General features: G+C 71.5%; 25 protein-coding genes. 24 read left to right on the forward strand and 1 reads right to left on the reverse strand.

Annotated elements, in window-relative coordinates; genetic code table 11:
* Positions 1–4 precede the first annotated feature (4 nt).
* The 12 genes from ABTY20_RS05935 to nusB all read left to right on the forward strand — a co-directional run bounded on the left by ABTY20_RS05935 (position 5) and on the right by nusB (position 12,578).
* The gene (locus ABTY20_RS05935) at positions 5–385 is read left to right on the forward strand and encodes a hypothetical protein (protein ID WP_351995740.1); all 381 of its coding nucleotides are present in this window, start codon (positions 5–7) and stop codon (positions 383–385) included.
* Complete coding sequence (alaS, locus tag ABTY20_RS05940) at positions 385–3,057, forward strand: alanine--tRNA ligase (RefSeq protein ID WP_351995741.1); 2,673 nt, start codon at positions 385–387, stop codon at positions 3,055–3,057. Before ABTY20_RS05935 ends, alaS begins: the two co-directional genes overlap by 1 nt.
* A gap of 35 nt (positions 3,058–3,092) precedes the next feature.
* Complete coding sequence (gene ruvX / locus ABTY20_RS05945) at positions 3,093–3,557, forward strand: Holliday junction resolvase RuvX (RefSeq protein WP_351995773.1); 465 nt, start codon at positions 3,093–3,095, stop codon at positions 3,555–3,557.
* 127 nt (positions 3,558–3,684) lie between these two features.
* Positions 3,685–5,370 (forward strand): endolytic transglycosylase MltG, encoded by a 1,686-nt coding sequence (mltG, locus tag ABTY20_RS05950; protein WP_351995742.1) that lies wholly within the window; start codon positions 3,685–3,687, stop codon positions 5,368–5,370.
* Positions 5,370–6,197 (forward strand): shikimate dehydrogenase, encoded by an 828-nt coding sequence (locus ABTY20_RS05955; RefSeq protein WP_351995743.1) that lies wholly within the window; start codon positions 5,370–5,372, stop codon positions 6,195–6,197. The genes mltG and ABTY20_RS05955 overlap by 1 nt, the downstream gene beginning before the upstream one ends.
* Before the next feature lie 297 nt (positions 6,198–6,494).
* Positions 6,495–7,679 (forward strand): chorismate synthase, encoded by a 1,185-nt coding sequence (aroC, locus tag ABTY20_RS05960; protein ID WP_351995744.1) that lies wholly within the window; start codon positions 6,495–6,497, stop codon positions 7,677–7,679.
* Positions 7,676–8,191, forward strand: a complete 516-nt coding sequence (locus ABTY20_RS05965) for a shikimate kinase (RefSeq protein WP_351995745.1) — start codon at positions 7,676–7,678, stop codon at positions 8,189–8,191. Before aroC ends, ABTY20_RS05965 begins: the two co-directional genes overlap by 4 nt.
* Positions 8,188–9,285 carry a 3-dehydroquinate synthase gene (gene aroB, locus ABTY20_RS05970; protein ID WP_351995746.1) on the forward strand — a complete coding sequence of 366 codons (1,098 nt, stop codon included), beginning with the start codon at positions 8,188–8,190 and terminating at the stop codon, positions 9,283–9,285. Before ABTY20_RS05965 ends, aroB begins: the two co-directional genes overlap by 4 nt.
* A gap of 125 nt (positions 9,286–9,410) precedes the next feature.
* Positions 9,411–10,268, forward strand: a complete 858-nt coding sequence (locus ABTY20_RS05975; protein ID WP_351995747.1) for a Pro-rich N-terminal domain-containing protein — start codon at positions 9,411–9,413, stop codon at positions 10,266–10,268.
* A gap of 135 nt (positions 10,269–10,403) precedes the next feature.
* A complete protein-coding gene (locus tag ABTY20_RS05980; protein WP_351995748.1) occupies positions 10,404–11,510 on the forward strand; it encodes an aminopeptidase P family protein in 1,107 nt (368 codons plus the stop codon).
* 70 nt (positions 11,511–11,580) lie between these two features.
* On the forward strand, positions 11,581–12,147 hold the full coding sequence (gene efp / locus ABTY20_RS05985) for an elongation factor P (protein WP_006131211.1): 567 nt from the start codon (positions 11,581–11,583) through the stop codon (positions 12,145–12,147).
* Positions 12,148–12,149: 2 nt separating this feature from the next.
* Positions 12,150–12,578, forward strand: a complete 429-nt coding sequence (gene nusB, locus ABTY20_RS05990) for a transcription antitermination factor NusB (protein ID WP_351995749.1) — start codon at positions 12,150–12,152, stop codon at positions 12,576–12,578.
* A 157-nt stretch (positions 12,579–12,735) separates the two neighbouring features.
* Here the strand turns inward: nusB and bldD are convergent, their stop codons facing one another.
* Positions 12,736–13,239, reverse strand: a complete 504-nt coding sequence (gene bldD / locus ABTY20_RS05995) for a transcriptional regulator BldD (protein WP_018570201.1) — start codon at positions 13,237–13,239, stop codon at positions 12,736–12,738.
* 264 nt (positions 13,240–13,503) lie between these two features.
* On the opposite strand from bldD, the gene pyrR reads away from it, so the two are divergent.
* The 12 genes from pyrR (at position 13,504) to coaBC (ending at position 26,358) form a co-directional block, all read left to right on the forward strand.
* The gene (gene pyrR, locus ABTY20_RS06000; protein WP_351995750.1) at positions 13,504–14,079 is read left to right on the forward strand and encodes a bifunctional pyr operon transcriptional regulator/uracil phosphoribosyltransferase PyrR; all 576 of its coding nucleotides are present in this window, start codon (positions 13,504–13,506) and stop codon (positions 14,077–14,079) included.
* 103 nt (positions 14,080–14,182) lie between these two features.
* Positions 14,183–15,211: an aspartate carbamoyltransferase catalytic subunit gene (locus tag ABTY20_RS06005; protein WP_351995751.1), complete on the forward strand. Its 1,029-nt coding sequence runs from the start codon at positions 14,183–14,185 to the stop codon at positions 15,209–15,211.
* 5 nt (positions 15,212–15,216) lie between these two features.
* The gene (locus ABTY20_RS06010; RefSeq protein WP_351995752.1) at positions 15,217–16,503 is read left to right on the forward strand and encodes a dihydroorotase; all 1,287 of its coding nucleotides are present in this window, start codon (positions 15,217–15,219) and stop codon (positions 16,501–16,503) included.
* Positions 16,500–17,060 (forward strand): PH-like domain-containing protein, encoded by a 561-nt coding sequence (locus tag ABTY20_RS06015; protein ID WP_351995753.1) that lies wholly within the window; start codon positions 16,500–16,502, stop codon positions 17,058–17,060. The genes ABTY20_RS06010 and ABTY20_RS06015 overlap by 4 nt, the downstream gene beginning before the upstream one ends.
* Complete coding sequence (gene carA, locus ABTY20_RS06020) at positions 17,057–18,199, forward strand: glutamine-hydrolyzing carbamoyl-phosphate synthase small subunit (RefSeq protein WP_351995754.1); 1,143 nt, start codon at positions 17,057–17,059, stop codon at positions 18,197–18,199. Before ABTY20_RS06015 ends, carA begins: the two co-directional genes overlap by 4 nt.
* Positions 18,192–21,500 carry a carbamoyl-phosphate synthase large subunit gene (carB, locus tag ABTY20_RS06025; RefSeq protein ID WP_351995755.1) on the forward strand — a complete coding sequence of 1,103 codons (3,309 nt, stop codon included), beginning with the start codon at positions 18,192–18,194 and terminating at the stop codon, positions 21,498–21,500. Before carA ends, carB begins: the two co-directional genes overlap by 8 nt.
* A gap of 51 nt (positions 21,501–21,551) precedes the next feature.
* Entirely contained in the window at positions 21,552–22,658 is a 1,107-nt protein-coding gene (locus tag ABTY20_RS06030) for a quinone-dependent dihydroorotate dehydrogenase (RefSeq protein WP_351995756.1), read from the forward strand.
* On the forward strand, positions 22,655–23,500 hold the full coding sequence (pyrF, locus tag ABTY20_RS06035) for an orotidine-5'-phosphate decarboxylase (protein WP_351995757.1): 846 nt from the start codon (positions 22,655–22,657) through the stop codon (positions 23,498–23,500). The genes ABTY20_RS06030 and pyrF overlap by 4 nt, the downstream gene beginning before the upstream one ends.
* 256 nt (positions 23,501–23,756) lie before the next feature.
* On the forward strand, positions 23,757–24,080 hold the full coding sequence (locus ABTY20_RS06040; RefSeq protein ID WP_003977346.1) for an integration host factor: 324 nt from the start codon (positions 23,757–23,759) through the stop codon (positions 24,078–24,080).
* A gap of 60 nt (positions 24,081–24,140) precedes the next feature.
* Complete coding sequence (gene gmk / locus ABTY20_RS06045) at positions 24,141–24,698, forward strand: guanylate kinase (RefSeq protein ID WP_351995758.1); 558 nt, start codon at positions 24,141–24,143, stop codon at positions 24,696–24,698.
* 62 nt (positions 24,699–24,760) lie between these two features.
* A complete protein-coding gene (gene rpoZ / locus ABTY20_RS06050; RefSeq protein ID WP_004933985.1) occupies positions 24,761–25,033 on the forward strand; it encodes a DNA-directed RNA polymerase subunit omega in 273 nt (90 codons plus the stop codon).
* A 122-nt stretch (positions 25,034–25,155) separates the two neighbouring features.
* Positions 25,156–26,358 (forward strand): bifunctional phosphopantothenoylcysteine decarboxylase/phosphopantothenate--cysteine ligase CoaBC, encoded by a 1,203-nt coding sequence (coaBC, locus tag ABTY20_RS06055; protein WP_351995759.1) that lies wholly within the window; start codon positions 25,156–25,158, stop codon positions 26,356–26,358.
* The last annotated feature ends 33 nt before the right edge of the window (positions 26,359–26,391 follow it).

Genomic DNA, 26,391 nt, shown 5'->3' on the forward strand with positions numbered 1-26,391 from the left:
AGCGATGTTCCGCCGAACGTTCTGGTTCACCAGCGGCGTCGCCGCCGGAGTGTGGGCCACCACCAAGGTCAACCGCAAGATCAAGCAGCTGACGCCCGAGCACCTCGCCGTCACCGCGGCGAACAAGGCGATCGAGGCCGGCGGCCGGATCAAGGACCGCGCGGTCGACTTCGCGCTCGAGGTCCGCGACCACATGGCCCGGCGCGAGGCCGAACTGGGCGACGCGCTCGGACTCAACGCCCCCGTCGACCGCGAACTCCCCGCACCCCGGGGCTACGCCGTCATCGAGAACCGCAACAGCACCGAGTACGTCGAGGGACCGGCGCAGAAACCGGCGCACCAGACGTACACGACGTACCCGTACAACCGGAATGAGGACCACTGATGGAGTCGGCCGAGATCCGCCGCCGCTGGCTGAGCTTCTTCGAGGAGCGCGGGCACACCGTCGTCCCGTCGGCGTCGCTCATCGCGGACGACCCGACTCTGCTGCTCGTCCCGGCCGGCATGGTGCCCTTCAAGCCCTACTTCCTGGGCGAGGTCAAGCCGCCCTTCGACCGCGCCACCAGCGTGCAGAAGTGCGTGCGCACCCCCGACATCGAAGAGGTCGGCAAGACCACCCGCCACGGCACGTTCTTCCAGATGTGCGGCAACTTCTCGTTCGGCGACTACTTCAAGGAAGGCGCCATCAAGCTCGCCTGGGAGCTGCTCACCGGCGCCCAGGACAAGGGCGGTTACGGCCTCGACCCCGAGCGCCTGTGGATCACCGTCTACCAGGACGACGACGAGGCCGAGCAGATCTGGCGCGACGTCGTCGGCGTGCCCGCCGAGCGCATCCAGCGCCTGGGCAAGAAGGACAACTTCTGGTCCATGGGCGTGCCCGGGCCCTGCGGCCCCTGCTCCGAGATCAACTACGACCGCGGCCCCGAGTTCGGCGTCGAGGGCGGCCCCGCCGTCAACGACGAGCGGTACGTGGAGATCTGGAACCTCGTCTTCATGCAGTACGAGCGGGGCGAGGGCACCGGCAAGGACGACTTCGAGATCCTCGGGGACCTGCCGAGCAAGAACATCGACACCGGTCTCGGCCTCGAGCGGCTCGCCATGATTCTGCAGGGCGTGCAGAACATGTACGAGATCGACACCTCCATGGCCGTCATCGACAAGGCCACCGAGCTGACCGGCGTCCGCTACGGCGACGCCCAGGCCTCGGACGTCTCGCTGCGCGTGGTCACCGACCACATGCGCACCTCCGTGATGCTCATCGGCGACGGCGTCACCCCCGGCAACGAGGGCCGCGGCTACGTGCTGCGCCGCATCATGCGCCGCGCCATCCGCAACATGCGCCTGCTCGGCGCCACCGGCCCGGTCGTCAAGGACCTGATCGACGTCGTCATCGGCATGATGGGGCAGCAGTACCCGGAGCTGGTCACCGACCGCGAGCGGATCGAGAAGGTCGCCCTCGCCGAGGAGAACGCCTTCCTCAAGACGCTGAAGGCCGGCACCAACATCCTCGACACCGCCGTCAGCGACACCAAGGCCGCCGGCTCCACCGTGCTCCCCGGCGACAAGGCCTTCCTGCTCCACGACACCTGGGGCTTCCCGATCGACCTCACCCTGGAGATGGCCGCCGAACAGGGTCTCTCCGTGGACGAGGACGGCTTCCGGCGCCTGATGAAGGAGCAGCGGGAGCGCGCCAAGGCCGACGCCCAGGCCAAGAAGACCGGCCACGCCGACCTCGGCGCCTACCGCGAGATCGCCGACCGCGCCGGTGCCACCGACTTCATCGGCTACACCGACACCGAGGGCGAGTCCACGATCGTCGGCATCCTCGTCGACGGCGTCTCCTCACCGGCCGCCACCGAGGGCGACGAGGTCGAGATCGTCCTCGACCGCACCCCGTTCTACGCCGAGGGCGGCGGCCAGATCGGCGACACCGGCCGGATCAGGGCCGACAGCGGCGCCGTCATCGAGATCCGCGACTGCCAGAAGCCGGTCCCGGGCGTGTACGTCCACAAGGGCGTCGTCCAGGTCGGCGAGGTCACCGTCGGCGCCAGGGCCCACGCCTCCATCGACGACCGCCGCCGCAAGGCCATCGCCCGCGCCCACTCGGCCACCCACCTCACCCACCAGGCCCTGCGCGACGCCCTCGGCCCGACGGCCGCCCAGGCCGGCTCCGAGAACCAGCCCGGCCGCTTCCGCTTCGACTTCGGTTCGCCGTCCGCCGTGCCGACGGCCGTGATGACCGACGTCGAGCAGAAGATCAACGAGGTGCTCGCCCGCGACCTCGACGTGCGCGCCGACGTCATGGGCATCGAGGAGGCCAAGAAGCAGGGCGCCATCGCCGAGTTCGGCGAGAAGTACGGCGAGCGCGTGCGCGTCGTGACCATCGGGGACTTCTCCAAGGAGCTGTGCGGCGGCACCCACGTGCACAACACCGCCCAGCTGGGCCTGGTGAAGCTGCTCGGCGAGTCCTCCATCGGCTCCGGCGTGCGCCGCATCGAGGCCCTGGTCGGCGTGGACGCCTACAACTTCCTCGCCCGCGAGCACACGGTCGTCAACCAGCTCACCGAACTGCTCAAGGGCCGCTCGGAGGAGCTTCCGGAGAAGGTCTCCGCCATGCTCGGCAAGCTCAAGGACGCCGAGAAGGAGATCGAGAGGTTCCGCGCCGAGAAGGTGCTGCAGGCCGCCGCCGGTCTCGCCGGGTCCGCCAAGGACATCAAGGGCGTCGCCCTCGTCACCGGCCAGGTGCCCGACGGCACCACCCCGGACGACCTGCGCAAGCTGGTCCTCGACGTCCGCGGCCGCATCCAGGGCGGCCGGGCCGCCGTGGTCGCCCTGTTCACCGTGAACAACGGCAAGCCGCTGACGGTCATCGCCACCAACGAGGCCGCCCGCGAGCGCGGCCTCAAGGCCGGTGACCTGGTCCGCACCGCCGCCAAGACCCTCGGCGGCGGCGGTGGCGGCAAGCCGGACGTCGCCCAGGGCGGCGGCCAGAACCCCGCCGCCGTCGGCGAGGCCGTCGACGCCGTGGAGCGGCTCGTGGCGGACACCGCCCAGTGAACGGACCGGCGAACGAGCAGGCGGGCGGCCCGGTGATGCGACGCGGCCGCCGCCTCGCGATCGACGTCGGGGACGCCCGCATCGGGGTCGCCTCGTGCGACCCCGACGGCATCCTCGCCACGCCGGTCGAGACCGTCCCCGGCCGGGACGTCCCCGCCGCGCACCGCAGGCTGCGGCACCTCGTCGAGGAGTACGAGCCGATCGAGGTCGTGGTCGGTCTTCCCCGTTCCCTCAAGGGGGGCGAGGGCCCGGCCGCGGTCAAGGTCAGGGGCTTCGCGCAGGAGCTGGCCCGCGGCATCGCGCCCGTCCCGGTGCGCCTGGTCGACGAGCGGATGACCACGGTCACGGCGAGCCAGGGGCTGCGCGCCTCCGGCGTCAGGTCCAAGAAGGGCCGGTCGGTCATCGACCAGGCCGCCGCCGTGATCATCCTCCAGCAGGCACTGGAATCCGAACGGGTGTCAGGCGGACCGCCCGGTGAGGGCGTCGAAGCGGTCATCTGATCGCGGTACGGTAACGTTCCGCGCGATGCGGACGGTGTTCGAACAGCCGCCGCACAGCGAGAGGCGGCACGGGAGCCGCGGTCTTCAGGTGGCCGCGCGCCCACCGTCTCGCGGCTCTAGGGGATCGATGACTGAGTATGGCCGGGGCCAGGGCTCCGAACCGTGGCATCCGGACGACCCGTTGTACGGGGACGGCGGATGGGGCGGACAGCAGACCCAGCAGGGTCAGCAGTCCCCCTACGGCGGCCAGCCACAGCACTATCCGCAGCAGCCGCAGACGCACCAGCAGTACGGCGACTGGGGCACCGGGGAGCAGCACGGGTACGACGGGCAGCGGTCCTCGCCGTACGACCAGCGGCACCAGTTCCCGTACGACCAGCAGCAGTACACCCCCCAGCAGCAACAGCCGCAGTACGACCAGAACGGCTGGCCCACGGGCTCCTACCCGCAGGACCCCTACTCCGCCGATCCGTACGCGCAGCAGGCCGGGACGTACGGCGGTGAGCAGGCCGACCACTACGGCACCCCCGACGCCTACCCGCCGCCCGAGCCGCCCGGCCGCCGCCGCGCCGAACCCGAGCCGCAGACCGACTGGGACCCGGGTCCCGACCAGGGCGAACACGCCTTCTTCGCGGGCGGTGACGACGACGAGCGCGACGACGACGAGCGCGACGACGAGCCGGAGGCCCGGCGCGGACGCGGCGAGCGCCGGGGCCGGGGCGGTAAGGAGAAGAAACGACGCAGCGGACTGGCCTGTCTTGTCGTGGTGGTGGTCTTCGGCGGCGGCATCGCCGGTGTCGGCTACTTCGGCTACCAGTTCTACCAGGATCGTTTCGGCAGCGCCCCGGATTTCGCGGGGGCCGGCAACGGCGAGCAGGTGACCGTCGTCATCCCCAAGGGCGCCGGCGGGTATGCCATCGGCCAGGAGCTCAAGAAGATGGGCGTGGTCAAGAGCGTCGACGCCTTCGTCGCGGCCCAGGCGGCCAACCCGCAGGGCAAGGCCATCCAGGACGGCGTGTACACGCTGGAGAAGGAGATGTCGGCCGCGAGCGCGGTCGAACTGATGCTCAGCCCCAAGAGCCGCGACAACCTGGTCATCGCCGAGGGCAAGCGCAACGCCGCCGTCTACGAGCTCATCGACAAGCGCCTCAAGGTCGACGAGGGCACCACGGCCGAGGTCGCCGAGACCAAGTGGAAGACCCTCGGCCTGCCCGACTGGGCCGTGAACCACGCGGACGTCAAGGATCCGCTGGAGGGCTTCCTCTACCCGTCGAGCTACGCCGTCGCCAAGGGCCAGAAACCCGAGGACGTGCTGAAGCAGATGGTGGCCCGTGCCGCCGGGAAGTACGAGGAGATGGACTTCGAGGGGAAGGCCGAGAGCCTCGGTCTCGAGGGGCCGTGGGAGCTGGTGACGGTCGCGAGCCTGGTCCAGGCGGAGGGCAAGACCCACGACGACTTCCGCAAGATGTCCGAGGTGATCTACAACCGCCTCAAGCCCACCAACACCGAGACGAACCGGAAACTCCAGTTCGACTCGACCTTCAACTACCTCCTGGGCCAGAGCGAGATCGACATCTCCGAGTCGGAGATCAACAGCAACCCCGACCCGTACAACACCTACACCAACACGGGCCTGCCGCCCGGCCCGATCGGCAACCCGGGCGAGGAGGCCCTGCAGGCCGCGCTGAACCCGACGAGCGACGGCTGGATGTACTTCGTCGCCACGGACGGCATGCACAAGACCGAGTTCGCCAAGACCATCGCCGAGCACGAGAAGCTCGTCGAGAAGTTCAACGCGTCGAGGGACAACTGATGCCCGCCGCCCGCAGGGCCGCCGTACTCGGCTCCCCGATCGCCCACTCGCTCTCCCCGGTGCTGCACCGTGCCGCCTACGCCGAGCTGGGCCTGGACGGCTGGACGTACGACCGCTTCGAGGTCGACGAGACGTCCCTGCCCGGCTTCTTCGACACGCTCGGAGCCGAGTGGGCGGGACTGTCGCTGACCATGCCGCTGAAGCGGGCGGTGATCCCGCTGCTCGACTCGGTCAGCGAGACCGCGACGTCCGTCGAGGCGGTCAACACGGTCGTCCTCACGCCGGACGGCCGCCGGACCGGCGACAACACCGACATCCCCGGAATGGTCGCCGCCCTGCGCGAGCACGGCATCGACAAGGTGGAGTCCGCCGCCATCATCGGCGCGGGCGCCACCGCCTCCTCCGCGCTGGCCGCGCTGGCCCGGATCTGCTCGGGCGAGGTCACCGTCCACGTCCGCAGCGAGGCACGCGCGACGGAGATGCGGGAGTGGGCCGAGCGGCTCGACGTCACGGTCCGCATCGCCGCCTGGGACGACGCCGAGCAGGCCCTGCACGCCCCGCTGGTCGTCAGCACCACCCCGGCCGGCGTCACGGACGCCCTCGCCGCGGCCGTCCCGGAACGCCCGGCCGCCCTCTTCGACGTGCTCTACGACCCCTGGCCGACCGCCCTCGCCGCCCGCTGGTCGGCGCACGGGGGCGCCGTGGTCAGCGGGCTGGACCTGCTGGTGCACCAGGCGGTGCTCCAGGTGGAGCAGATGACGGGGCGTTCACCGGCCCCGCTGGACGCCATGCGGAAAGCGGGCGAGCGGGCGCTCGCGGCCCGATAGCGTCCACCCGGTTCCGCAGGGGCGGAACACGGGAGGGGAAGGCGTTCCCTGCACGGCACCGGCCCTGACCGTGCTCGCCGTCGTCGCGTCCCGGGCCGTCGAGGCCAAGCGCAGGATCGCGTACCGCCCGGCCGTGATCCCGCCCGTCCGCCTGGTGGACCGGCGGCCGGACGCCCGGCCCGGCCGTGGGAGGATCGGAGGTGGCGGAACGGGGCCGCGCACCCCGTCGCGCCACAGCCGTGCACGAGGACACGTGTGCGCGGGGCAGTACCGAGGCGCGAGCATGGAGGAGCACCGTTGAGCAGGTTGCGCTGGCTGACCGCGGGGGAGTCGCACGGTCCCGCACTCGTGGCGACGCTGGAGGGCCTTCCCGCCGGGGTGCCGATCACCACGGACATGGTGGCGGACCACCTCGCGAGGCGACGGCTGGGCTACGGGCGCGGCGCCCGGATGAAGTTCGAGCGCGACGAGGTCACCTTCCTCGGCGGCGTCCGGCACGGTCTGACCCTCGGTTCCCCGGTCGCGGTCATGGTGGGCAACACCGAGTGGCCGAAGTGGGAGCAGGTCATGGCGGCCGACCCGGTCGACCCGGAGGTGCTGGCCGGCCTGGCGCGCAACGCCCCGCTGACCCGCCCCCGCCCCGGCCACGCCGACCTGGCCGGCATGCAGAAGTACGGCTTCGACGAGGCCCGGCCGGTCCTGGAGCGGGCCTCCGCCCGCGAGACCGCCGCCCGTGTGGCGCTGGGCGCGGTGGCACGGTCGTACCTGAAGGAGACGGCCGGCATCGAGGTCGTCAGCCACGTCGTCGAGCTGGCCGCGGCCAGGGCGCCGTACGGTGTGTACCCGACCCCCGCCGACGTGGAGCGGCTGGACGAGGACCCGGTGCGCTGCCTGGACGCGGACGCCTCGAAGGCGATGGTCGCCGAGATCGACCAGGCCCACAAGGACGGCGACACCCTCGGCGGCGTGGTCGAGGTCCTGGCGTACGGCGTCCCGGTCGGCCTCGGCTCGCACGTCCACTGGGACCGCCGTCTGGACGCCCGCCTGGCCGCCGCCCTCATGGGCATCCAGGCGATCAAGGGAGTCGAGGTCGGCGACGGCTTCGACCTCGCCCGCGTTCCCGGCTCCAAGGCGCACGACGAGATCCTCGCCACCCCCGACGGCATCAAGCGCGCCTCGGGCCGCTCCGGCGGCACCGAGGGCGGACTGACCACCGGCGAGCCGCTGCGCGTCCGCGCGGCGATGAAGCCGATCGCGACCGTGCCGCGCGCGCTGAGGACCGTGGACGTCGTCACCGGTGAGGAGGCCGCCGCCCACCACCAGCGCTCCGACGTGTGCGCCGTGCCGGCCGCCGGCATCGTCGCCGAGGCGATGGTCGCCCTGGTCCTCGCGGACGCGGTGGCGGAGAAGTTCGGCGGCGACAGCGTCACCGAGACCCGCCGCAACGTGACGTCGTACCTCGAGAACCTGGCCATCCGATGAGCTCGCCGGCCATCGTGCTGGTCGGTCCGATGGGCGTGGGCAAGTCCACCGTGGGACGGCTGCTCGCCGAACGCCTGGGCGTCACCTACCGCGACACCGACGACGACATCGTCACCGCCGAGGGCCGCGCCATCGCCGACATCTTCGTCGACGAGGGCGAGCCCGCCTTCCGCGCCCTCGAGAAGCGCGCGGTGCGCACGGCGCTCACCGAGCACGAGGGCGTCCTGGCGCTCGGCGGCGGCGCGGTCCTCGACGCGGACACCCGTGGACTGCTCACCGGCCAGCGGGTCGTGTACCTCTCGATGGACGTGGAGGAAGCCGTCAGGCGCACCGGCCTGGGCGTCGCACGCCCGCTCCTCGCGGTCAACCCGCGCAAGCAGTGGCGCGAGCTGATGGAGGCCCGCCGGCACCTGTACGAGGAGGCCGCGACGGCCGTCGTGCCCACGGACGGCCGTACGCCCGAAGAGGTCACCGAAGCCGTCCTGGACGCCCTGGAGATGAAGGAAGCATGAGCAGCAGCGAGGCAGTGACGCGGATCCACGTCGGCGGCACGGGGGACACCGCCCCCTACGACGTCCTGGTGGGCCGTCAGCTCCTGGGCGAACTCGGCGGGCTGATCGGCGAGAGGGCCAAGCGGGTCGCGGTCGTGCACCCCGAGGCACTGGCCGAGACCGGCGAGGCGCTCCGCGCCGACCTGGCCGAACAGGGCTACGAGGCGATCGCCGTCCAGGTGCCCAACGCGGAGGAGGCCAAGACCGCCGAGGTCGCCGCCTACTGCTGGAAGGCACTGGGCCAGTCAGGTTTCACCCGCACCGACGTCATCGTGGGCGTGGGTGGCGGCGCCACCACCGACCTGGCCGGATTCGTCGCCGCGACCTGGCTGCGCGGAGTCCGCTGGATCGCGGTCCCGACCACCGTGCTGGCCATGGTCGACGCGGCCGTGGGCGGCAAGACGGGCATCAACACCGCCGAGGGCAAGAACCTGGTGGGCGCCTTCCACCCGCCCGCCGGCGTGCTGTGCGACCTGGCCGCCCTGGACTCCCTCCCGGTCAACGACTACGTCTCCGGGCTCGCCGAGGTCATCAAGGCCGGCTTCATCGCCGACCCGGTGATCCTGGACCTCATCGAGTCCGACCCCGAGGCCGCCCGCACCCCGGCCGGCCCGCACACCGCGGAACTGATCGAGCGCTCGATCCGGGTCAAGGCGGACGTCGTCTCCTCCGACCTCAGGGAATCGGGCCTGCGCGAGATCCTGAACTACGGTCACACCCTCGGCCACGCCATCGAGAAGAACGAGCGCTACAAGTGGCGCCACGGCGCGGCGGTCTCCGTCGGCATGCACTTCGCCGCCGAACTGGGCCGCCTCGCGGGCCGCCTGGACGACGCCACCGCGGACCGCCACCGCACGGTCCTCGCCTCGGTCGGCCTCCCCCTGCACTACCGCTACGACCAGTGGCCCAAGCTGCTGGAGAACATGAAGGTCGACAAGAAGTCCCGCGGCGACCTGTTGCGCTTCGTCGTCCTCGACGGCCTCGCCAAGCCCACCGTGTTCGAAAGCCCCGACCCGGCCGTCCTCCTCGCCGCGTACGGCGAGGTGGGGGAGTAACACGGGCACTCATCGCCGCCCCCGGCCGTTCACACAACGACGGCAGGGGGCGGTACCGTTCGGTAGCACGCGGGGCACCCCCGCTGTCAGCGCCCCATCGCCTGTACGAGACGGAGTGGCACCGGATGCAGCACGCAGTGGGTTCTCCGCTGCCGCCGCCCCACCAGCCGGGGCACGGACCGGCCGCCGGCTGGTCACCGGCCGCACACCACCCGGGCCAGCACCCGGGCCCCGCCCCAGCGCCCGTGCCTCCCCCGGCACCGGGCTACCCGGCGCCCCCGCCCGGCCCCACCCCGTCCTCCGCGGGTCCGCAGCACGCCTCGATGCCCCCGCCGCCGGACGCCACCGGCCACGTGCCGCTGCCGCCCGGCGCCCCCGTCGCCATGCCCAGCCCGCCGCAGACCCCCGCCGCACCCGACCCGGCCGGCACGATCCTCGCGGTGCTGCTCATAGGCCCCGCGGGCGCCGGCAAGACGAGCGTGGCCAAGTACTGGGCGGACCACCGCCGGGTGCCGACCGCCCACATCAGCCTCGACGACGTACGCGAGTGGGTCCGCTCCGGGTTCGCCGACCCGCAGTCCGGGTGGAACGACCACTCGGAGGCGCAGTACCGTCTGGCCCGCCGCACCTGTGGGTTCGCGGCGCGCAACTTCCTCGCCAACGGGATCTCCTGCATCCTCGACGACGCGGTCTTCCCCGACCGCCCGGTCGTCGGCCTCGGCGGCTGGAAGCGCCACGTGGGCCCCGGCCTGCTCCCCGTGGTCCTCCTGCCGGGCCTGGACGTCGTCCTGGAGCGCAACGCCGAACGCTCGGGCAACCGCCGCCTCACCGACGAGGAGGTGGCCCGCATCCACGGCCGTATGGCCGGCTGGTACGGCTCGGGCCTCCCCATCATCGACAACTCCCAGCTGGACGTACCGGAGACGGCCCGCATCCTGGACGACGTCCTGGCCCGTGCGATAGCGAGCCCTCCGCAGTGGTGAACGCGGGACTCCCGTGGCCGCCCGGGCCGCACCACCGCACCCCCGGCCCCACGACGTGACCCCACGCGTCCCGCGGCACCCCCACTCGGCCCCGCTCGACCGGCGACATCCGGCCACCGCCCCTACGCTCGAAGAATGTCAGAGGTCTACGCGGTCCGCCGGACGCGGCTGAGGGAATGCTGCAACGCGGGCGGCAGCGCGGCGGCGCTGGTGTCCCGGCCCGCAAACGTGCGCTACCTCGCCGGCGCCGCCCCCGAGGGCGCCGTGCTGCTGCTCGGCGGAACCGAGGACCTGCTGGTGTGCACAGGCCCGCCCGACGACCGCTCCCCGCAGGGCCGCCCCGACGAGTCCCTGCGCGTCCACGTCCTGCCCGGTGACGGCGACGACGCCGTCGTCGCGGCCGCCGGTCTCGCCGTGGGCCAGGGCGCCGACTCCCTCGCCGTCGAGGAGCACCACCTCACGGTGACCCGCCACCACGCGATCCGCGACACCGCTCCCCGCCTCCGCCTCGCCGGCATCGGCTGCGCCGTCGAACAGCTCCGCGTCGTCAAGGACGAGGAGGAGATCTCCTGCCTCCGGATCGGCGCGGAGATCACCGACCAGGCCCTCGGCGAACTCCTGGAATCCATCCTCGTCGGCCGCACCGAACGCCACCTCGCCCTCGAACTCGAACGCCGTCTGGTCGACCACGGCGCCGACGGTCCCGCCTTCCCCACCTCCGTCGCCACCGGCCCGAACGCCGGCCGTCCCGGTCACCGTCCCACCGACCGCCGCGTCGAGGAGGGCGACTTCCTCTCCGTCTGCCTCGGCGCCACCTACCGCGGCTACCGCTGCGAGATCGGCCGTACGTTCGTCATCGGCACGGCCCCCGCGGACTGGCAGATCGAGCTGTACGACCTCGTCTTCTCCGCCCAGCGCGCCGGACGCGAGTCCCTCGTCCCCGGCGCCGCCTGCCGCGACGTGGACCGCGCGGCACGCCACGTCCTGGATTCCGCCGGGTACGCCGAGGCGCTCCCCAGGCTCACCGGTCACGGCGTAGGACTGGAAATCGACGAGGACCCTCAATTGAGCCCGTCGGCCATGGGTAAACTGGACGCTTGTGTGCCGGTCACCGTCGAACCGGGGGTTCACCTCCCGGGCCGGGGCGGAGTCCGGATCGATGACACGCTCGTCGTGCGCCCCGAGGCGGACGGCGGACCCGAGCTACTCACCATCACGACCAAGGAGCTGCTCGCGCTCTAGCCCTGAGCTGGGCGCAGGCGTACGCCCCGGCCGTCGTCCACGTCAGTCCAGTCCAGGAGATTCCGCAACCGTGGCTTCCACGAACGACCTCAAGAACGGCATGGTGCTCAAGCTCGAAGGCGGCCAGCTCTGGTCCGTCGTCGAGTTCCAGCACGTCAAGCCCGGCAAGGGCCCGGCCTTCGTGCGCACCAAGCTCAAGAACGTGCTCTCCGGCAAGGTCGTCGACAAGACCTTCAACGCCGGCGTCAAGGTCGAAACGGCCACCGTCGACAAGCGCGACATGCAGTTCTCCTACATGGACGGCGACTACTTCGTCTTCATGGACATGGAGACCTACGACCAGCTCATGGTCGACCGCAAGGCCGTCGGCGACGCCGCCAACTTCCTCGTCGAGGGCTTCACCGCCACCGTCGCCCAGCACGAGGGCGAGGTGCTCTTCGTCGAGCTCCCGGCCGCCGTCGAGCTGACCATCCAGGAGACCGAGCCGGGCGTCCAGGGCGACCGCTCCACCGGCGGCACCAAGCCGGCCACGCTGGAGACCGGCCACCAGATCCAGGTCCCGCTCTTCATCACCACCGGTGAGAAGATCAAGGTCGACACCCGCACCAGCGACTACCTCGGCCGGGTGAACAGCTAACCGTGGCTGCCCGCAACACGGCCCGCAAGCGTGCCTTCCAGATCATCTTCGAGGGCGACCAGCGCGGCGCCGAGGTCCTGACCGTCCTCGCCGACTGGGTCCGGCACGCCCGGTCCGACACCCGGCAGCCGCCGGTGAGCGAGTACACGATGCAGCTCGTCGAGGGTTACGCGGAGCACGCGAAGCGCATCGACGAGCTGCTCGGCCAGTACGCGGTCGGCTGGACGCTCGACCGGATGCCGGTCGTCGACCGCAGCATCCTGCGTCTCGGCGCGTACGAGCTGATCTGGGTCGACGAGACCCCGGACGCCGTCGTCCTCGACGAGATGGTGCAGCTGGCCAAGGAGTTCTCGACGGACGAGTCGCCCTCGTTCGTGAACGGGCTGCTCGGTCGGCTCAAGGAGCTCAAGCCGTCCCTGCGCCGGGAGTAGGAGCGCCCGGCAGGGGCGCGGGGAACCGCGCGCTCGGCCCTCGACGGCCCGCGGCCGACACGAGACCGCGACCGGCTGACGAAAAACCGCCGGGGTGGCCGGAACCCATGAGGTTCCGGCCACCCCGGCGGCACGTTTCTGCGTACCCGCGGAGCGGTTACGCCTCCTCGTGCGAGGCCACCGCGCGGCGCGCGTCCGCGTCCAGGACGCCCCAGCTGATCAGCTGCTCGGTGAGGACCGAGGGCGACTGGTCGTAGATGACGGCGAGGGTGCGCAGGTCGTCCTGGCGGATGGAGAGCACCTTGCCGTTGTAGTCACCGCGCTGCGACTGGATCGTCGCCGCGTAGCGCTGCAGCGGGCCCGCCTTCTCGGCCGGCACCGTGGCCAGCCGCTCCAGGTCCAGGACCAGCTTCGGCGGCGGCTCGGCGGCGCCGCCCGGAGTCGTACCGGGCAGCAGCTCCTGCACCGGGACGCCGTAGAAGTCAGCCAGCTCCGCGAGGCGCTGCACGGTCACGGCGCGGTCGCCGCGCTCGTACGAGCCGACCACGACCGCCTTCCAGCGGCCCTGGGACTTCTCCTCGACACCGTGGAGGGAAAGGCCCTGCTGGGTGCGGATCGCCCGGAGCTTGGCCCCGAGCTGTTTGGCGTATTCGCTGGACATATAGCTCCCCGGCACTGTGTCGACGCGGCTCTGGCCGATTTCCATGCCGCGCGGCTGGTAACTCACTGTGAGGTTACGCAGCGTTACTCTCGTGCGTCAAGCCGAATGGTCCACACCGACTCTTCCGTGGTAGCGAAGATCGGCTACGCCATTGGGGTGATCTGGGGTGTCGCTCCGGGCGGATCGCGACCTGATAGCCTGAGCGACGCAATCCGACGTCCTTTAAGGTCCGTCCCGTGAGGCGGAGAAGGAGGTCCGTTTCACATGGACAAGCACGACACGCAGGACGCACGCTCCGATGCGCGGCCCGTTCTCGAGGGCCCCGACATCGCGCGGGTCATGACCCGCATCGCCCACGAGATCGTCGAACGCGCCAAGGGCGCCGACGACGTGGTGCTCCTCGGCATCCCGACCCGAGGCGTCTTCCTCGCCCGGCGGCTCGCCGCCAAGCTCGAGCAGATCACCGAGCGCAAGGTCCCGGTCGGCTCGCTGGACATCACCATGTACCGCGACGACCTGCGCATGCACCCGCCGCGTGCGCTGGCCCGCACCGAGATCCCCGGTGACGGCATCGACGGCCGCCTGGTCGTCCTCGTCGACGACGTGCTCTTCTCCGGCCGCACCATCCGCGCCGCCCTCGACGCGCTGAACGACATCGGGCGCCCCCGCGCGGTGCAGCTCGCCGTCCTCGTCGACCGCGGCCACCGCGAACTGCCCATCCGCGCCGACTACGTCGGCAAGAACCTCCCCACGTCGCTGCGGGAGACGGTCAAGGTCCTGCTCGCCGAGGAGGACGGTCGCGACACCGTGCTGCTCGGCGCCAAGCGGACCTCCCAGTAGCACCGCGGAGCGCGCGCCGACGGCGTGCGCCGGCTCGGCACGCCCACGCGCGTACCCGTCTGCCCGATTTCACCACATTGAACTTCCTCACGGAGCCTGACAGATGCAGCGTCATCTCATCTCGGCCGCCGACCTCACCCGCGACGACGCCGTCCTGATCCTCGACACCGCCGAGGAGATGGCCCGGGTCGCCGACCGGCCGATCAAGAAACTCCCGACCCTGCGCGGCCGGACCGTCGTCAACCTCTTCTTCGAGGACTCCACCCGCACCCGGATCTCCTTCGAGGCCGCCGAGAAGCGGCTCTCCGCGGACGTCATCAACTTCACCGCGAAGGGCTCCAGCGTCTCCAAGGGCGAGTCCCTGAAGGACACCGCCCAGACCCTGGAGGCCATGGGCGTCGACGCCGTGGTCATCCGGCACGGCGCATCCGGGGCCCCGTACCGCCTCGCCACCTCCGGCTGGATCGACGCCCACGTCATCAACGCGGGCGACGGCACCCACCAGCACCCCACCCAGGCCCTGCTCGACGCCTTCACCATGCGGCGCCGGCTGGTCGGCCGGGACGCCGGACTCGGGCAGGACCTCTCCGGCCGGCGCATCACGATCGTCGGCGACGTCCTGCACAGCCGGGTCGCCCGCTCCAACGTCGACCTGCTGCACACCCTCGGCGCCGAGGTCACCCTGGTCGCCCCGCCGACCCTGCTGCCGGTCGGCGTCGGGACCTGGCCCTGCGAGGTCTCCTACGACCTCGACTCGACGCTGACCAAGTCCGACGCGGTCATGATGCTGCGCGTCCAGCGCGAGCGGATGAACGCCGCCTTCTTCCCCACCGAGCGGGAGTACTCGCGTCGCTACGGCCTGGACGGCGACCGCATGGCGCGGATGCCCGAGCACGCCGTCGTGATGCACCCCGGCCCGATGGTCCGCGGCATGGAGATCACCGCCGACGTCGCGGACTCCGACCGCTGCACCGTGATCGAACAGGTCGCCAACGGCGTCTCCATCCGGATGGCCGTCCTGTACCTGCTCCTCGGCGGCAACGAACCCGCCCTGGCCCACCCGTCGCCCGCCACCCTCACCACGAGGCGCTTCGCGCCCGCCGCCGAACTCCGCACCACCGAGGAGAAGTAAGAACCATGAGCAAGATCCTGATCCGCGGTGCGAAGGTGCTCGGCGGCGAGCCGCAGGACGTCCTGATCGACGGCGAGACGATCGCCCGGGTCGGCACCGGCCTCTTCGCCGAGGGCGCGGAGGTCGTCGAGGCCGACGGCAAGATCCTGCTGCCCGGCCTGGTCGACCTGCACACCCACCTGCGCGAGCCCGGCCGCGAGGACTCCGAGACCGTGCTGACCGGCACCCGCGCGGCGGCGAGCGGCGGCTACACCACCGTCTTCGCCATGGCCAACACCTTCCCGGTCGCCGACACCGCCGGCGTCGTCGAGCAGGTCTGGCGGCTCGGCCAGGAGTCCGGCTACTGCGACGTGCAGCCCATCGGCGCCGTCACCGTCGGCCTGGAGGGGCGGAAGCTCGCCGAGCTGGGCGCCATGCACGAGTCCGCGGCCGGCGTCACCGTCTTCTCCGACGACGGCAAGTGCGTCCACGACGCCGTGATCATGCGCCGCGCCCTGGAGTACGTGAAGGCCTTCGACGGGGTCGTCGCCCAGCACGCGCAGGAGCCCCGCCTCACCGAGGGCGCCCAGATGAACGAGGGCGTCGTCTCCGCCGAGCTGGGGCTCGGCGGCTGGCCGGCCGTCGCCGAGGAGTCGATCATCGCCCGGGACGTGCTGCTCGCCGAGCACGTCGGCTCCCGCGTCCACATCTGCCACCTGTCGACCGCGGGCAGCGTCGAGATCGTCCGCTGGGCCAAGTCCCGCGGCATCCGGGTCACCGCCGAGGTCACCCCGCACCACCTCCTCCTCACCGACGAGCTGGTCCGGTCGTACGACCCGGTCTACAAGGTCAACCCGCCGCTGCGCACCGAGCGCGACGTCATGGCCCTGCGCGAGGCGCTCGCCGACGGCACCATCGACATCGTCGCCACCGACCACGCCCCGCACCCGCACGAGGACAAGGACTGCGAGTGGGCCGCCGCAGCCATGGGCATGGTCGGCCTGGAGACCGCGCTGTCGGTGGTGCAGGAGACGATGGTCGACACCGGCCTGCTGGACTGGGCCGGCGTCGCCGACCGCATGTCCTTCACGCCCGCGCGCATCGGACGGGCCGAGGGCCACGGCCGTCCCGTCTCGGCAGGTGAGCCCGCCAACCTCACCCTCGTCGACTCGGCATACCGTGGTCCCGTGGACCCCGCGGGCTTCGCCTCGCGCAGCCGCAACACCCCCTACGAGGGCCGCGAGCTGCCGGGCCGTGTCACGCACACGTGGCTCCGGGGCAAGGCCACGCTCGTCGACGGGAAGCTCACGTGACACCTGTACTCCTGCTGGCCGCCGAGAAGGAATCGGCGGAAGTGACCGACTGGGCCGCCCGCATCGGCTGGGTCGTCGGGCTCGCCCTCTTCGTGGCGCTCGTCTACTGGCTGATGCGCGAGGGCTGGAAGTGGCGCGGCACGCTCCAGGGCGACCTGCCCGAGCTGCACGGCGCGCCGGACGACCCCGGCCCGGCGAGACTGACGACGAGCGGCCGCTACCACGGCTCCACCACCGCCGGCCAGTGGCTCGACCGCATCGTGGCGCACGGCCTGGGCACCCGCAGCCGGGCCGAGCTCACGCTCACCGACGCCGGACTGGACGTCGTGCGCCCCGGGGCGAACGACTTCTTCGTCCCGGCCCGGGCGCTGCGCGGGGCCCGGCTCGACAAGGGCATCGCCGGCAAGGTCCTCACCGAGGGCGGCCTGCTCGTCGTCACCTGGGCGCACGGCGAGCGGTTGATCGACTCCGGCTTCCGCTCCGACCACGCGGCCGAGCACGACGCATGGGTGGAAGCCCTGAACCAGATGACCGACAAGACGGAAGGCGCACGATGACAACCTCCACCAGGGGGACCACCAGGGTTCCCGCCGTACTCGTCCTGGAGGACGGCCGGGTCTTCCGCGGCCGTGCCTACGGGGCGGTGGGGGAGACCTTCGGCGAAGCGGTGTTCTCCACCGGCATGACCGGCTACCAGGAGACCCTCACCGACCCGTCGTACCACCGCCAGGTCGTGGTGATGACCGCCCCGCACGTCGGCAACACCGGCGTCAACGACGAGGACATGGAGTCCAAGAAGATCTGGGTCTCCGGCTACGTCGTGCGCGACCCCGCGCGCGTGCCCTCCAGCTGGCGCTCGACACGCACGCTGGACGACGAGCTCGCCGCGCAGGGCGTCGTCGGCATCAGCGGCATCGACACCCGTGCCCTCACCCGGCACCTGCGCGAGCGCGGCGCCATGCGGGTCGGCATCTTCAGCGGCGACGCCGTGCGCGACGACGCCGCGCTGCTGGCCCGCGTCCAGGAGGCGCCCCAAATGAAGGGCGCCGACCTCTCCGCCGAGGTCGCCACCACCGAGCCGTACGTCGTGCCCGCGATCGGCGAGAAGAAGTTCGCCGTCGCCGCCGTCGACCTCGGCATCAAGGGCATGACCCCGCAGCGCATGGCCGAACGCGGCATCGAGGTGCACGTCCTGCCGGCCACCGCGACCGTGGACGACGTCTACGCCGTGAACCCGGACGGCGTGTTCTTCTCCAACGGCCCCGGCGACCCCGCCACCGCCGACCACCCGGTCGCCCTGATGCGGGCGGTCCTGGAGCGCGGCACCCCGCTGTTCGGCATCTGCTTCGGCAACCAGATCCTGGGCCGCGCCCTCGGCTTCGGCACCTACAAGCTGAAGTACGGCCACCGCGGCATCAACCAGCCGGTGCAGGACCGTACGACCGGCAAGGTCGAGGTCACCGCGCACAACCACGGCTTCGCCGTCGACGCCCCGCTCGACGGGGCCTCCGACACCCCGTTCGGCCGCGCCGAGGTGTCCCACGTCTGCCTGAACGACAACGTGGTGGAGGGCCTCCGGCTGCTCGACCGCCCGGCCTTCAGCGTCCAGTACCACCCCGAAGCGGCAGCGGGCCCGCACGACGCCGCCTACCTGTTCGACCGCTTCGTTTCCCTGATGGAGGGCCAGCGTGCCTAAGCGCACCGATATCCAGTCCGTCCTGGTCATCGGCTCCGGCCCGATCGTCATCGGCCAGGCCGCCGAGTTCGACTACTCCGGCACCCAGGCGTGCCGGGTCCTGAAGGCCGAGGGCCTGCGCGTCGTCCTGGTGAACTCCAACCCGGCGACGATCATGACCGACCCGGAGATCGCCGACGCCACCTACGTCGAGCCGATCACCCCCGAGTTCGTCGAGAAGATCATCGCCAAGGAGCGGCCCGACGCGCTGCTGCCCACCCTGGGCGGCCAGACGGCGCTCAACACCGCGATCTCGCTGCACGAGAACGGCGTCCTGGAGAAGTACGGCGTCGAGCTGATCGGCGCCAACGTGGAGGCGATCCACAAGGGCGAGGACCGCGACCTGTTCAAGGAGGTCGTGGAGGAGGTCCGCAGGAAGACCGGCCACGGCGAGTCCGCCCGGTCCTACATCTGCCACTCCATGGACGACGTCCTCAAGGGCGTCGAGGCGCTCGGCGGCTACCCGGTCGTCGTCCGCCCGTCCTTCACCATGGGCGGCGCCGGCTCCGGCTTCGCCCACGACGAGGAGGAGCTGCGCCGCATCGCCGGGCAGGGCCTCACCCTCTCGCCGACCACCGAGGTGCTCCTGGAGGAGTCCATCCTCGGCTGGAAGGAGTACGAGCTGGAGCTGATGCGCGACAAGAACGACAACGTCGTGGTCGTCTGCTCCATCGAGAACTTCGACCCCATGGGCGTGCACACCGGCGACTCGATCACCGTCGCGCCCGCGATGACGCTGACCGACCGCGAGTACCAGGTGCTGCGCGACGTCGGCATCGCGATCATCCGCGAGGTCGGCGTGGACACCGGCGGCTGCAACATCCAGTTCGCGGTCGACCCCGTGGACGGCCGGGTCATCGTCATCGAGATGAACCCGCGCGTGTCGCGCTCCTCGGCGCTCGCCTCCAAGGCGACCGGCTTCCCCATCGCCAAGATCGCCGCCAAGCTGGCCGTCGGCTACACCCTGGACGAGATCCCCAACGACATCACCCAGGAGACCCCGGCCTCCTTCGAGCCGACGCTCGACTACGTGGTCGTGAAGGCGCCCCGGTTCGCCTTCGAGAAGTTCCCGAGCGCGGACTCCACCCTCACCACCACCATGAAGTCGGTCGGCGAGGCCATGGCCATCGGCCGCAACTTCACCGAGGCCTTCCAGAAGGCGCTGCGCTCGCTGGAGAAGAAGGGCAGCCAGTTCACCTTCGTCGGCGAGCCCGGCGACAAGGCCGAGCTGCTGCGCGAGGCGGTCCGCCCGACCGACGGCCGGATCAACGCGGTCATGGGGGCCATCCGGGCGGGCGCCACCCCGCAGGAGGTCTTCGACGCCACGAAGATCGACCCCTGGTTCGTCGACCAGCTCTTCCTGATCAAGGAGATCGCCGACGAGCTGGCCGCCACGTCCGAACTGACCGCCGGCCTGCTCGCCGAGGCCAAGCGGCACGGCTTCTCCGACCAGCAGATCGCCGAGATCCGCGGCCTGCGCGAGGACGTCGTCCGCGAGGTCCGGCACGCGCTCGGCGTCCGCCCGGTCTACAAGACCGTCGACACCTGCGCCGCCGAGTTCGCCGCCAGGACGCCGTACTTCTACTCCTCCTACGACGAGGAGACCGAGGTCGCGCCGCGCGAGAAGCCGGCCGTCATCATCCTGGGCTCCGGCCCGAACCGCATCGGCCAGGGCATCGAGTTCGACTACTCCTGCGTCCACGCCTCCTTCGCGCTGTCCGACGCCGGGTACGAGACCGTGATGGTCAACTGCAACCCGGAGACCGTCTCCACCGACTACGACACCTCCGACCGGCTGTACTTCGAGCCGCTCACCCTGGAGGACGTCCTGGAGATCGTCCACGCCGAGCAGCAGGCCGGACCGGTCGCGGGCGTGGTCGTCCAGCTCGGCGGGCAGACCCCGCTCGGCCTGTCGCAGGCGCTCAAGGACAACGGCGTGCCGATCGTCGGCACCTCCCCGGAGGCCATCCACGCCGCCGAGGACCGCGGCGCCTTCGGCCGGGTCCTCAAGGAGGCCGGCCTGCCGGCCCCCAAGCACGGCACCGCCACCACCTTCGCCGAGGCCAAGGCCATCGCCGACGAGATCGGCTACCCGGTCCTCGTCCGCCCGTCCTACGTGCTCGGCGGACGCGGCATGGAGATCGTCTACGACGAGACCCGGCTGGAGTCCTACATCGCCGAGTCGACCGAGATCAGCCCCTCCCGGCCGGTCCTCGTCGACCGCTTCCTCGACGACGCCATAGAGATCGACGTCGACGCCCTCTACGACGGCGAGGAGCTGTACCTCGGCGGCGTCATGGAGCACATCGAGGAGGCCGGCATCCACTCCGGCGACTCGGCGTGCGCCCTGCCCCCGATCACCCTGGGCGGCTTCGACATCAAGCGGCTGCGCGCCTCCACGGAGGCCATCGCGCGGGGTGTCGGCGTGCGCGGTCTGATCAACATCCAGTTCGCGCTCTCCGGGGACATCCTCTACGTCCTGGAGGCCAACCCGCGCGCCTCGCGCACCGTCCCCTTCACCTCCAAGGCGACCGCGGTGCCGCTGGCCAAGGCCGCCGCGCGGATCTCGCTGGGCGCCACCGTCGCCGAGCTGCGCGCCGAGGGGCTGCTCCCGGCGAACGGCGACGGCGGCGAGCTGCCGCTGGACGCGCCGATCTCCGTCAAGGAGGCCGTGCTGCCGTGGTCCCGGTTCCGGGACATCCACGGCCGTGGCGTCGACACCGTCCTCGGCCCGGAGATGCGCTCCACCGGCGAGGTCATGGGCATCGACTCCGTCTTCGGCACGGCGTACGCCAAGTCGCAGGCCGGTGCCTACGGCCCGCTGCCGACCAAGGGCCGCGCGTTCATCTCGGTCGCCAACCGCGACAAGCGCTCGATGATCTTCCCCGCGCGGGAGCTGGTGGCGCACGGGTTCGAGCTGCTCGCCACCTCCGGCACCGCCGAGGTCCTCAGGCGCAACGGCATCAACGCCACGGTCGTGCGCAAGCACTCCGAGGGCACCGGTCCGGACGGCGAGAAGACCATCGTCCAGCTCATCCACGACGGCGAGGTCGACCTCATCGTCAACACCCCGTACGGCACCGGCGGCCGCCTCGACGGCTACGACATCCGCACGGCTGCCGTGGCCCGGTCCGTGCCCTGCCTGACGACGGTCCAGGCGCTCGCCGCCGCGGTCCAGGGCATCGACGCGCTCAACCGCGGTGACGTGGGCGTCCGCTCACTGCAGGAACACGCGGAGCATCTGACCGCGGCCCGCGACTAGCAGCCCCCAGGGGGACACCGGAAACGGTGTCCCCCTCTTCATGAGGACACCATGTACAAGACTCTCTTCACCCTGCTCTTCCGGCGGATGGACCCGGAGCAGGCCCACCACCTGGCCTTCCGGTGGATCCGCCTGGTCGCGCGCGTCCCCGTCCTGCGCACCTTCGCCGCCGCCGTGCTCGCCCCCCGCCACCCGGAGCTGCGCACCGAGGCGCTCGGGCTGCGCCTGCACAGCCCCTTCGGTCTCGCCGCCGGCTTCGACAAGAACGCCGTCGGCATCGACGGCCTGGCGATGCTCGGCTTCGACCACGTCGAGATCGGCACGGTGACCGGCGAGCCGCAGCCGGGCAACCCCAGGAAGCGGCTGTTCCGCCTGGTCGCCGACCGGGCCCTGATCAACCGCATGGGCTTCAACAACGAGGGCTCGCTCGCCGTCGCGGCGCGCCTGGCCTCCCGCACGCCCGTCTTCAGGACCGTGGTCGGCGTCAACATCGGCAAGACCAAGGTCGTCCCGGAGGACGAGGCCGTCGCCGACTACGTGAAGTCCGCCGAGCGGCTCGCGCCGCACGCCGACTACCTCGTGGTCAACGTCTCCTCCCCGAACACGCCGGGACTGCGCGCCCTCCAGGCCGTGGACCACCTGCGCCCGCTGCTCGCCGCCGTCCGCGCGGCGGCCGACCGGGCCGTCCCGGCCCGCCGGGTGCCGCTGCTGGTGAAGATCGCCCCCGACCTCGCCGACGAGGACGTCGACGCGGTCGCCGACCTCGCCGTGGAACTCGGTCTGGACGGCATCATCGCCACCAACACCACCATCGCGCGCGAGGGACTCGGCCTGACGTCCCCGCCCGCCCTGGTCCAGGAGACCGGCGGCCTGTCCGGCGCCCCCCTGAAGGCGCGCTCCCTCGAGGTGCTGCGCCGCCTCTACGCGCGCGTGGGCGACCGGATCACCCTGGTCGGCGTCGGCGGCATCGAGGACGCCGAGGACGCCTGGCAGCGCATCCTGGCCGGCGCCACGCTGGTCCAGGGGTACAGCGCGTTCATCTACGAGGGCCCCTTCTGGGGCCGCGCCATGCACAAGGGGCTCGCCGCGCGGCTGCGCACCAGCCCGTACGCCACGCTCGCCGACGCGGTGGGCGCCGACGTGAGGACGACGGCATGACAGGTCTGGAACCCTTCGGTGCGCGGCTGCGCCGCGCGATGGACGAGCGGGGCCCGCTGTGCGTGGGCATCGACCCGCACGCCTCCCTGCTCGCCGAGTGGGGCCTGAACGACGACGTGACGGGCCTGGAGCGGTTCAGCCGCACGGTCGTCGAGGCGGTCGCCGACCGGGTCGCCGTGCTCAAGCCGCAGAGCGCCTTCTTCGAGCGCTTCGGCTCGCGCGGCGTCGCGGTCCTGGAGAAGACGGTGCACGAGGCCCGGGCGGCCGGCGCCCTGGTCGTCATGGACGCCAAGCGCGGCGACATCGGCTCCACCATGGCCGCCTACGCCGAGTCCTTCCTGCACCCGGGCGCGCCCCTGTTCTCCGACGCGCTCACCGTCTCGCCGTACCTCGGCTACGGCTCGCTCGGCCCGGCCGTCGCGCTGGCGCGGGAGACCGGCACCGGACTCTTCGTGCTGGCGCTGACGTCCAACCCGGAGGGCGGCGAGGTGCAGCACGCGGTCCGCCCCGACGGACGCACCGTCGGGGCGACCGTGCTCGGACACCTGGCCGCCGAGAACGCCGGCGAGGAGCCGCTCGGGTCCTTCGGCGCGGTGGTCGGCGCGACGCTCGGCGACCTGTCCTCGTACGACCTGGACATGGGCGGGCCGATCCTCGCGCCCGGCATCGGCGCGCAGGGCGCCACGGCGGCCGATCTGCCGGCGGTCTTCGGCGACGCGGTGCGCAACGTGGTGCCGAACGTCAGCCGGGGAGTGTTGCGCCACGGTCCCGACGCGGTCGCCCTGCGTGACGCCGCGGAGCGGTTCGCGGAGGAGATCGGGGCCGCCGTGGCGCCGGCATGAGCCGGCCGACGGGGGAATCCGCGGCCGCCGGACCCTGGATGCATCCTCAAATCCGGGGGATTATGTTCCAAATGTCCGTCCTGGCAAAGGCTGACCAGGACTTTTCCGCAGTTCTCGCTGACTCCGGCGGCGTTGCCCGCTAGTCTCCGACGGAGAGTGAACGGGCGCGTGTGTTGCCCGTGGCTCCCCTGGTGTGGGGCGACTAGGTTCCTCACCGGTCCGTATCCGACAGTTCGACATCCGAGGTGACGTAGGCGTGGCTCTTCCGCCCCTTACCCCTGAACAGCGCGCAGCCGCGCTCGAAAAGGCCGCCGCGGCTCGCCGGGAGCGGGCCGAGGTCAAGAATCGACTCAAGCACTCCGGCGCCTCCCTTCACGAGGTCATCAAGCAGGGCCAGGAGAACGACGTCATCGGCAAGATGAAGGTCTCCGCCCTGCTGGAGTCCCTGCCGGGCGTGGGCAAGGTCCGCGCCAAGCAGATCATGGAGCGACTGGGCATCTCCGAGAGCCGCCGTGTGCGCGGTCTCGGTTCCAACCAGATCGCCTCCCTGGAGCGCGAGTTCGGCAGCACCGGTTCCTGAGCGCGGGGCGGTCCGGGACCGGCGTCCCGGGCATCCCGTGATTGCTGGAATAATCGCTGCATGACTGAACGTCCGCGGCTGACCGTGCTCTCCGGCCCCTCCGGGGTCGGCAAGAGCACGGTCGTCGCCCATATGCGCAAGGAACACCCCGAGGTCTGGCTCTCGGTGTCGGCGACGACCCGCACGCCCCGCCCCGGGGAGCAGGACGGAGTCCACTACTTCTTCGTCACCGACGAGGAGATGGACAAGCTGATCGCCAACGGCGAGCTGCTGGAGTGGGCCGAGTTCGCCGGCAACCGCTACGGCACCCCCCGCGCGGCGGTGCTGGAGCACCTGGAGGCGGGGGTGCCCGTCCTGCTGGAGATCGACCTCCAGGGCGCGCGGCAGGTCCGCGAGTCCATGGCCGAGGCCCAGCTGGTGTTCCTGGCTCCTCCCTCCTGGGAGGAGCTCGTGCGCAGGCTCACGGGCCGGGGCACCGAGTCGCCCGAGGTCATCGAGCGCCGGCTGGAGGCCGCGAAGACCGAACTGGCCGCAGAGCCGGAGTTCGACACCACCCTGGTCAACACCTCCGTCGAGGACGTGGCCCGCGAGCTGCTAGCCTTGATGAACGTCGTGTGATCGTGGGCAATCGTTCACCGGTCGCGCCGACTGAATCTTTCCCATCCATCGGAAGGTAGAGCGTGTCCTCTTCCATCTCCGCGCCCGAGGGCATCATCAACCCGCCGATCGACGAGCTCCTCGAGGCCACGGACTCGAAGTACAGCCTCGTGATCTACGCGGCCAAGCGGGCCCGCCAGATCAACGCGTACTACTCGCAGCTCGGCGAGGGCCTGCTCGAGTACGTGGGCCCCCTCGTCGACACCCACGTCCACGAGAAGCCGCTCTCGATCGCCCTGCGCGAGATCAACGCGGGACTGCTGACCTCCGAGGCCGTCGAAGGCCCCGGTCAGTAATCGGTCGGTACGTCGTATCAGCTGCTCGCAGCTGACTTTTCCACAGGCCCGGCAGCACGTCTGCCGGGCCTGTGGTGTCTCATGGGGGATGGTTGCACGTTTCCGAGGTCCGGGGAGAGCCGGTGGACAAGCCGAAGGTCGTTCTGGGGGTCAGTGGCGGCATCGCCGCGTACAAGGCCTGTGAGCTGCTCAGGCGGCTGACCGAGTCGGGGCACGACGTGCGGGTCGTCCCCACCGCCTCCGCACTGCACTTCGTCGGCGCCGCCACCTGGTCCGCGCTCTCCGGCAACCCGGTCTCCACCGAGGTCTGGGACGACGTCCACGAGGTGCCCCACGTCCGCATCGGGCAGCACGCCGACCTGGTGGTCGTCGCCCCCGCCACCGCGGACACGCTGGCCAGGGCGGCCCACGGGCTGGCCGACGACCTGCTCACCAACACCCTGCTCACCGCCCGCTGCCCGGTGGTCTTCGCCCCCGCCATGCACACCGAGATGTGGGAGCACCCGGCCACCCGGGAGAACGTGGCCACCCTGCGCGCGCGGGGCGCCGTCGTCATCGAACCGGCCGTCGGCCGCCTCACCGGCGTCGACACCGGCAAGGGCCGGCTGCCCGATCCGGGGGAGATCTTCGAGGTCTGCCGCCGGGTGCTGGCCCGCGGCGTCACCGAGCCCGACCTCACGGGGCGGCACGTCGTCGTCAGCGCCGGAGGCACCCGTGAGCCCCTCGACCCCGTCCGCTTCCTCGGCAACCGCTCCTCGGGCAAGCAGGGCTACGCCCTCGCCCGCACCGCCGCCGCCCGCGGCGCCCGCGTCACGCTGATCGCGGCCAACTCCGCACTGCCCGACCCGGCGGGCGTGGACGTCGTCCGGGTCGGGACCGCCGTGGAACTGCGCGAGGCCGTCCTCGGCGCCGCCGCTGACGCGGACGCCGTGGTCATGGCCGCGGCCGTCGCCGACTTCCGCCCGGCCGCCTACGCCACCGGGAAGATCAAGAAGAAGGACGGCCAGGAGCCCGAGCCCCTCACCCTGGTGCGGAATCCGGACATCCTCGCCGAGATCTCCGGCGACCGGGTGCGCGCCGGACAGGTGATTGTCGGCTTCGCCGCGGAGACCGACGACGTGCTCGCCAACGGCCGCGTCAAACTCAAGCGCAAGGGCTGCGACCTGCTGGTGGTGAACGAGGTGGGGGAGCGCAAGACCTTCGGCGCGGACGAGAGCGAGGCCGTGGTACTGGGCGCCGACGGCAGCGAGACCCCCGTCGCGCACGGCCCGAAGGAGAACCTGGCCGAAACCGTGTGGGACCTGGTGGCCGAACGGCTCGGATGAGCGGTCCACGCACCGTCCGGCTCCCCGAAACCT

It is taken from the genome of Streptomyces sp. NPDC126497 (assembly GCF_040302425.1).
Classification (GTDB): Bacteria; Actinomycetota; Actinomycetes; order Streptomycetales; family Streptomycetaceae; genus Streptomyces.

Coding starts and splice junctions, on each gene's coding strand:
- pyrF (WP_351995757.1), top strand. CDS start 22,655: ATGACAGGTCTGGAACCCTTCGGTGCGCGGCTGCGCCGCGCGATGGAC.
- mltG (WP_351995742.1), top strand. CDS start 3,685: ATGACTGAGTATGGCCGGGGCCAGGGCTCCGAACCGTGGCATCCGGAC.
- aroB (WP_351995746.1), top strand. CDS start 8,188: ATGAGCAGCAGCGAGGCAGTGACGCGGATCCACGTCGGCGGCACGGGG.
- ABTY20_RS05965 (WP_351995745.1), top strand. CDS start 7,676: ATGAGCTCGCCGGCCATCGTGCTGGTCGGTCCGATGGGCGTGGGCAAG.
- bldD (WP_018570201.1), bottom strand. CDS start 13,239: ATGTCCAGCGAATACGCCAAACAGCTCGGGGCCAAGCTCCGGGCGATC.
- ABTY20_RS05980 (WP_351995748.1), top strand. CDS start 10,404: ATGTCAGAGGTCTACGCGGTCCGCCGGACGCGGCTGAGGGAATGCTGC.
- ABTY20_RS05955 (WP_351995743.1), top strand. CDS start 5,370: ATGCCCGCCGCCCGCAGGGCCGCCGTACTCGGCTCCCCGATCGCCCAC.
- ABTY20_RS05935 (WP_351995740.1), top strand. CDS start 5: ATGTTCCGCCGAACGTTCTGGTTCACCAGCGGCGTCGCCGCCGGAGTG.
- ABTY20_RS06030 (WP_351995756.1), top strand. CDS start 21,552: ATGTACAAGACTCTCTTCACCCTGCTCTTCCGGCGGATGGACCCGGAG.
- ABTY20_RS06010 (WP_351995752.1), top strand. CDS start 15,217: ATGAGCAAGATCCTGATCCGCGGTGCGAAGGTGCTCGGCGGCGAGCCG.
- ruvX (WP_351995773.1), top strand. CDS start 3,093: ATGCGACGCGGCCGCCGCCTCGCGATCGACGTCGGGGACGCCCGCATC.
- gmk (WP_351995758.1), top strand. CDS start 24,141: ATGACTGAACGTCCGCGGCTGACCGTGCTCTCCGGCCCCTCCGGGGTC.
- ABTY20_RS06005 (WP_351995751.1), top strand. CDS start 14,183: ATGCAGCGTCATCTCATCTCGGCCGCCGACCTCACCCGCGACGACGCC.
- ABTY20_RS05975 (WP_351995747.1), top strand. CDS start 9,411: ATGCAGCACGCAGTGGGTTCTCCGCTGCCGCCGCCCCACCAGCCGGGG.
- carA (WP_351995754.1), top strand. CDS start 17,057: ATGACAACCTCCACCAGGGGGACCACCAGGGTTCCCGCCGTACTCGTC.
- alaS (WP_351995741.1), top strand. CDS start 385: ATGGAGTCGGCCGAGATCCGCCGCCGCTGGCTGAGCTTCTTCGAGGAG.
- pyrR (WP_351995750.1), top strand. CDS start 13,504: ATGGACAAGCACGACACGCAGGACGCACGCTCCGATGCGCGGCCCGTT.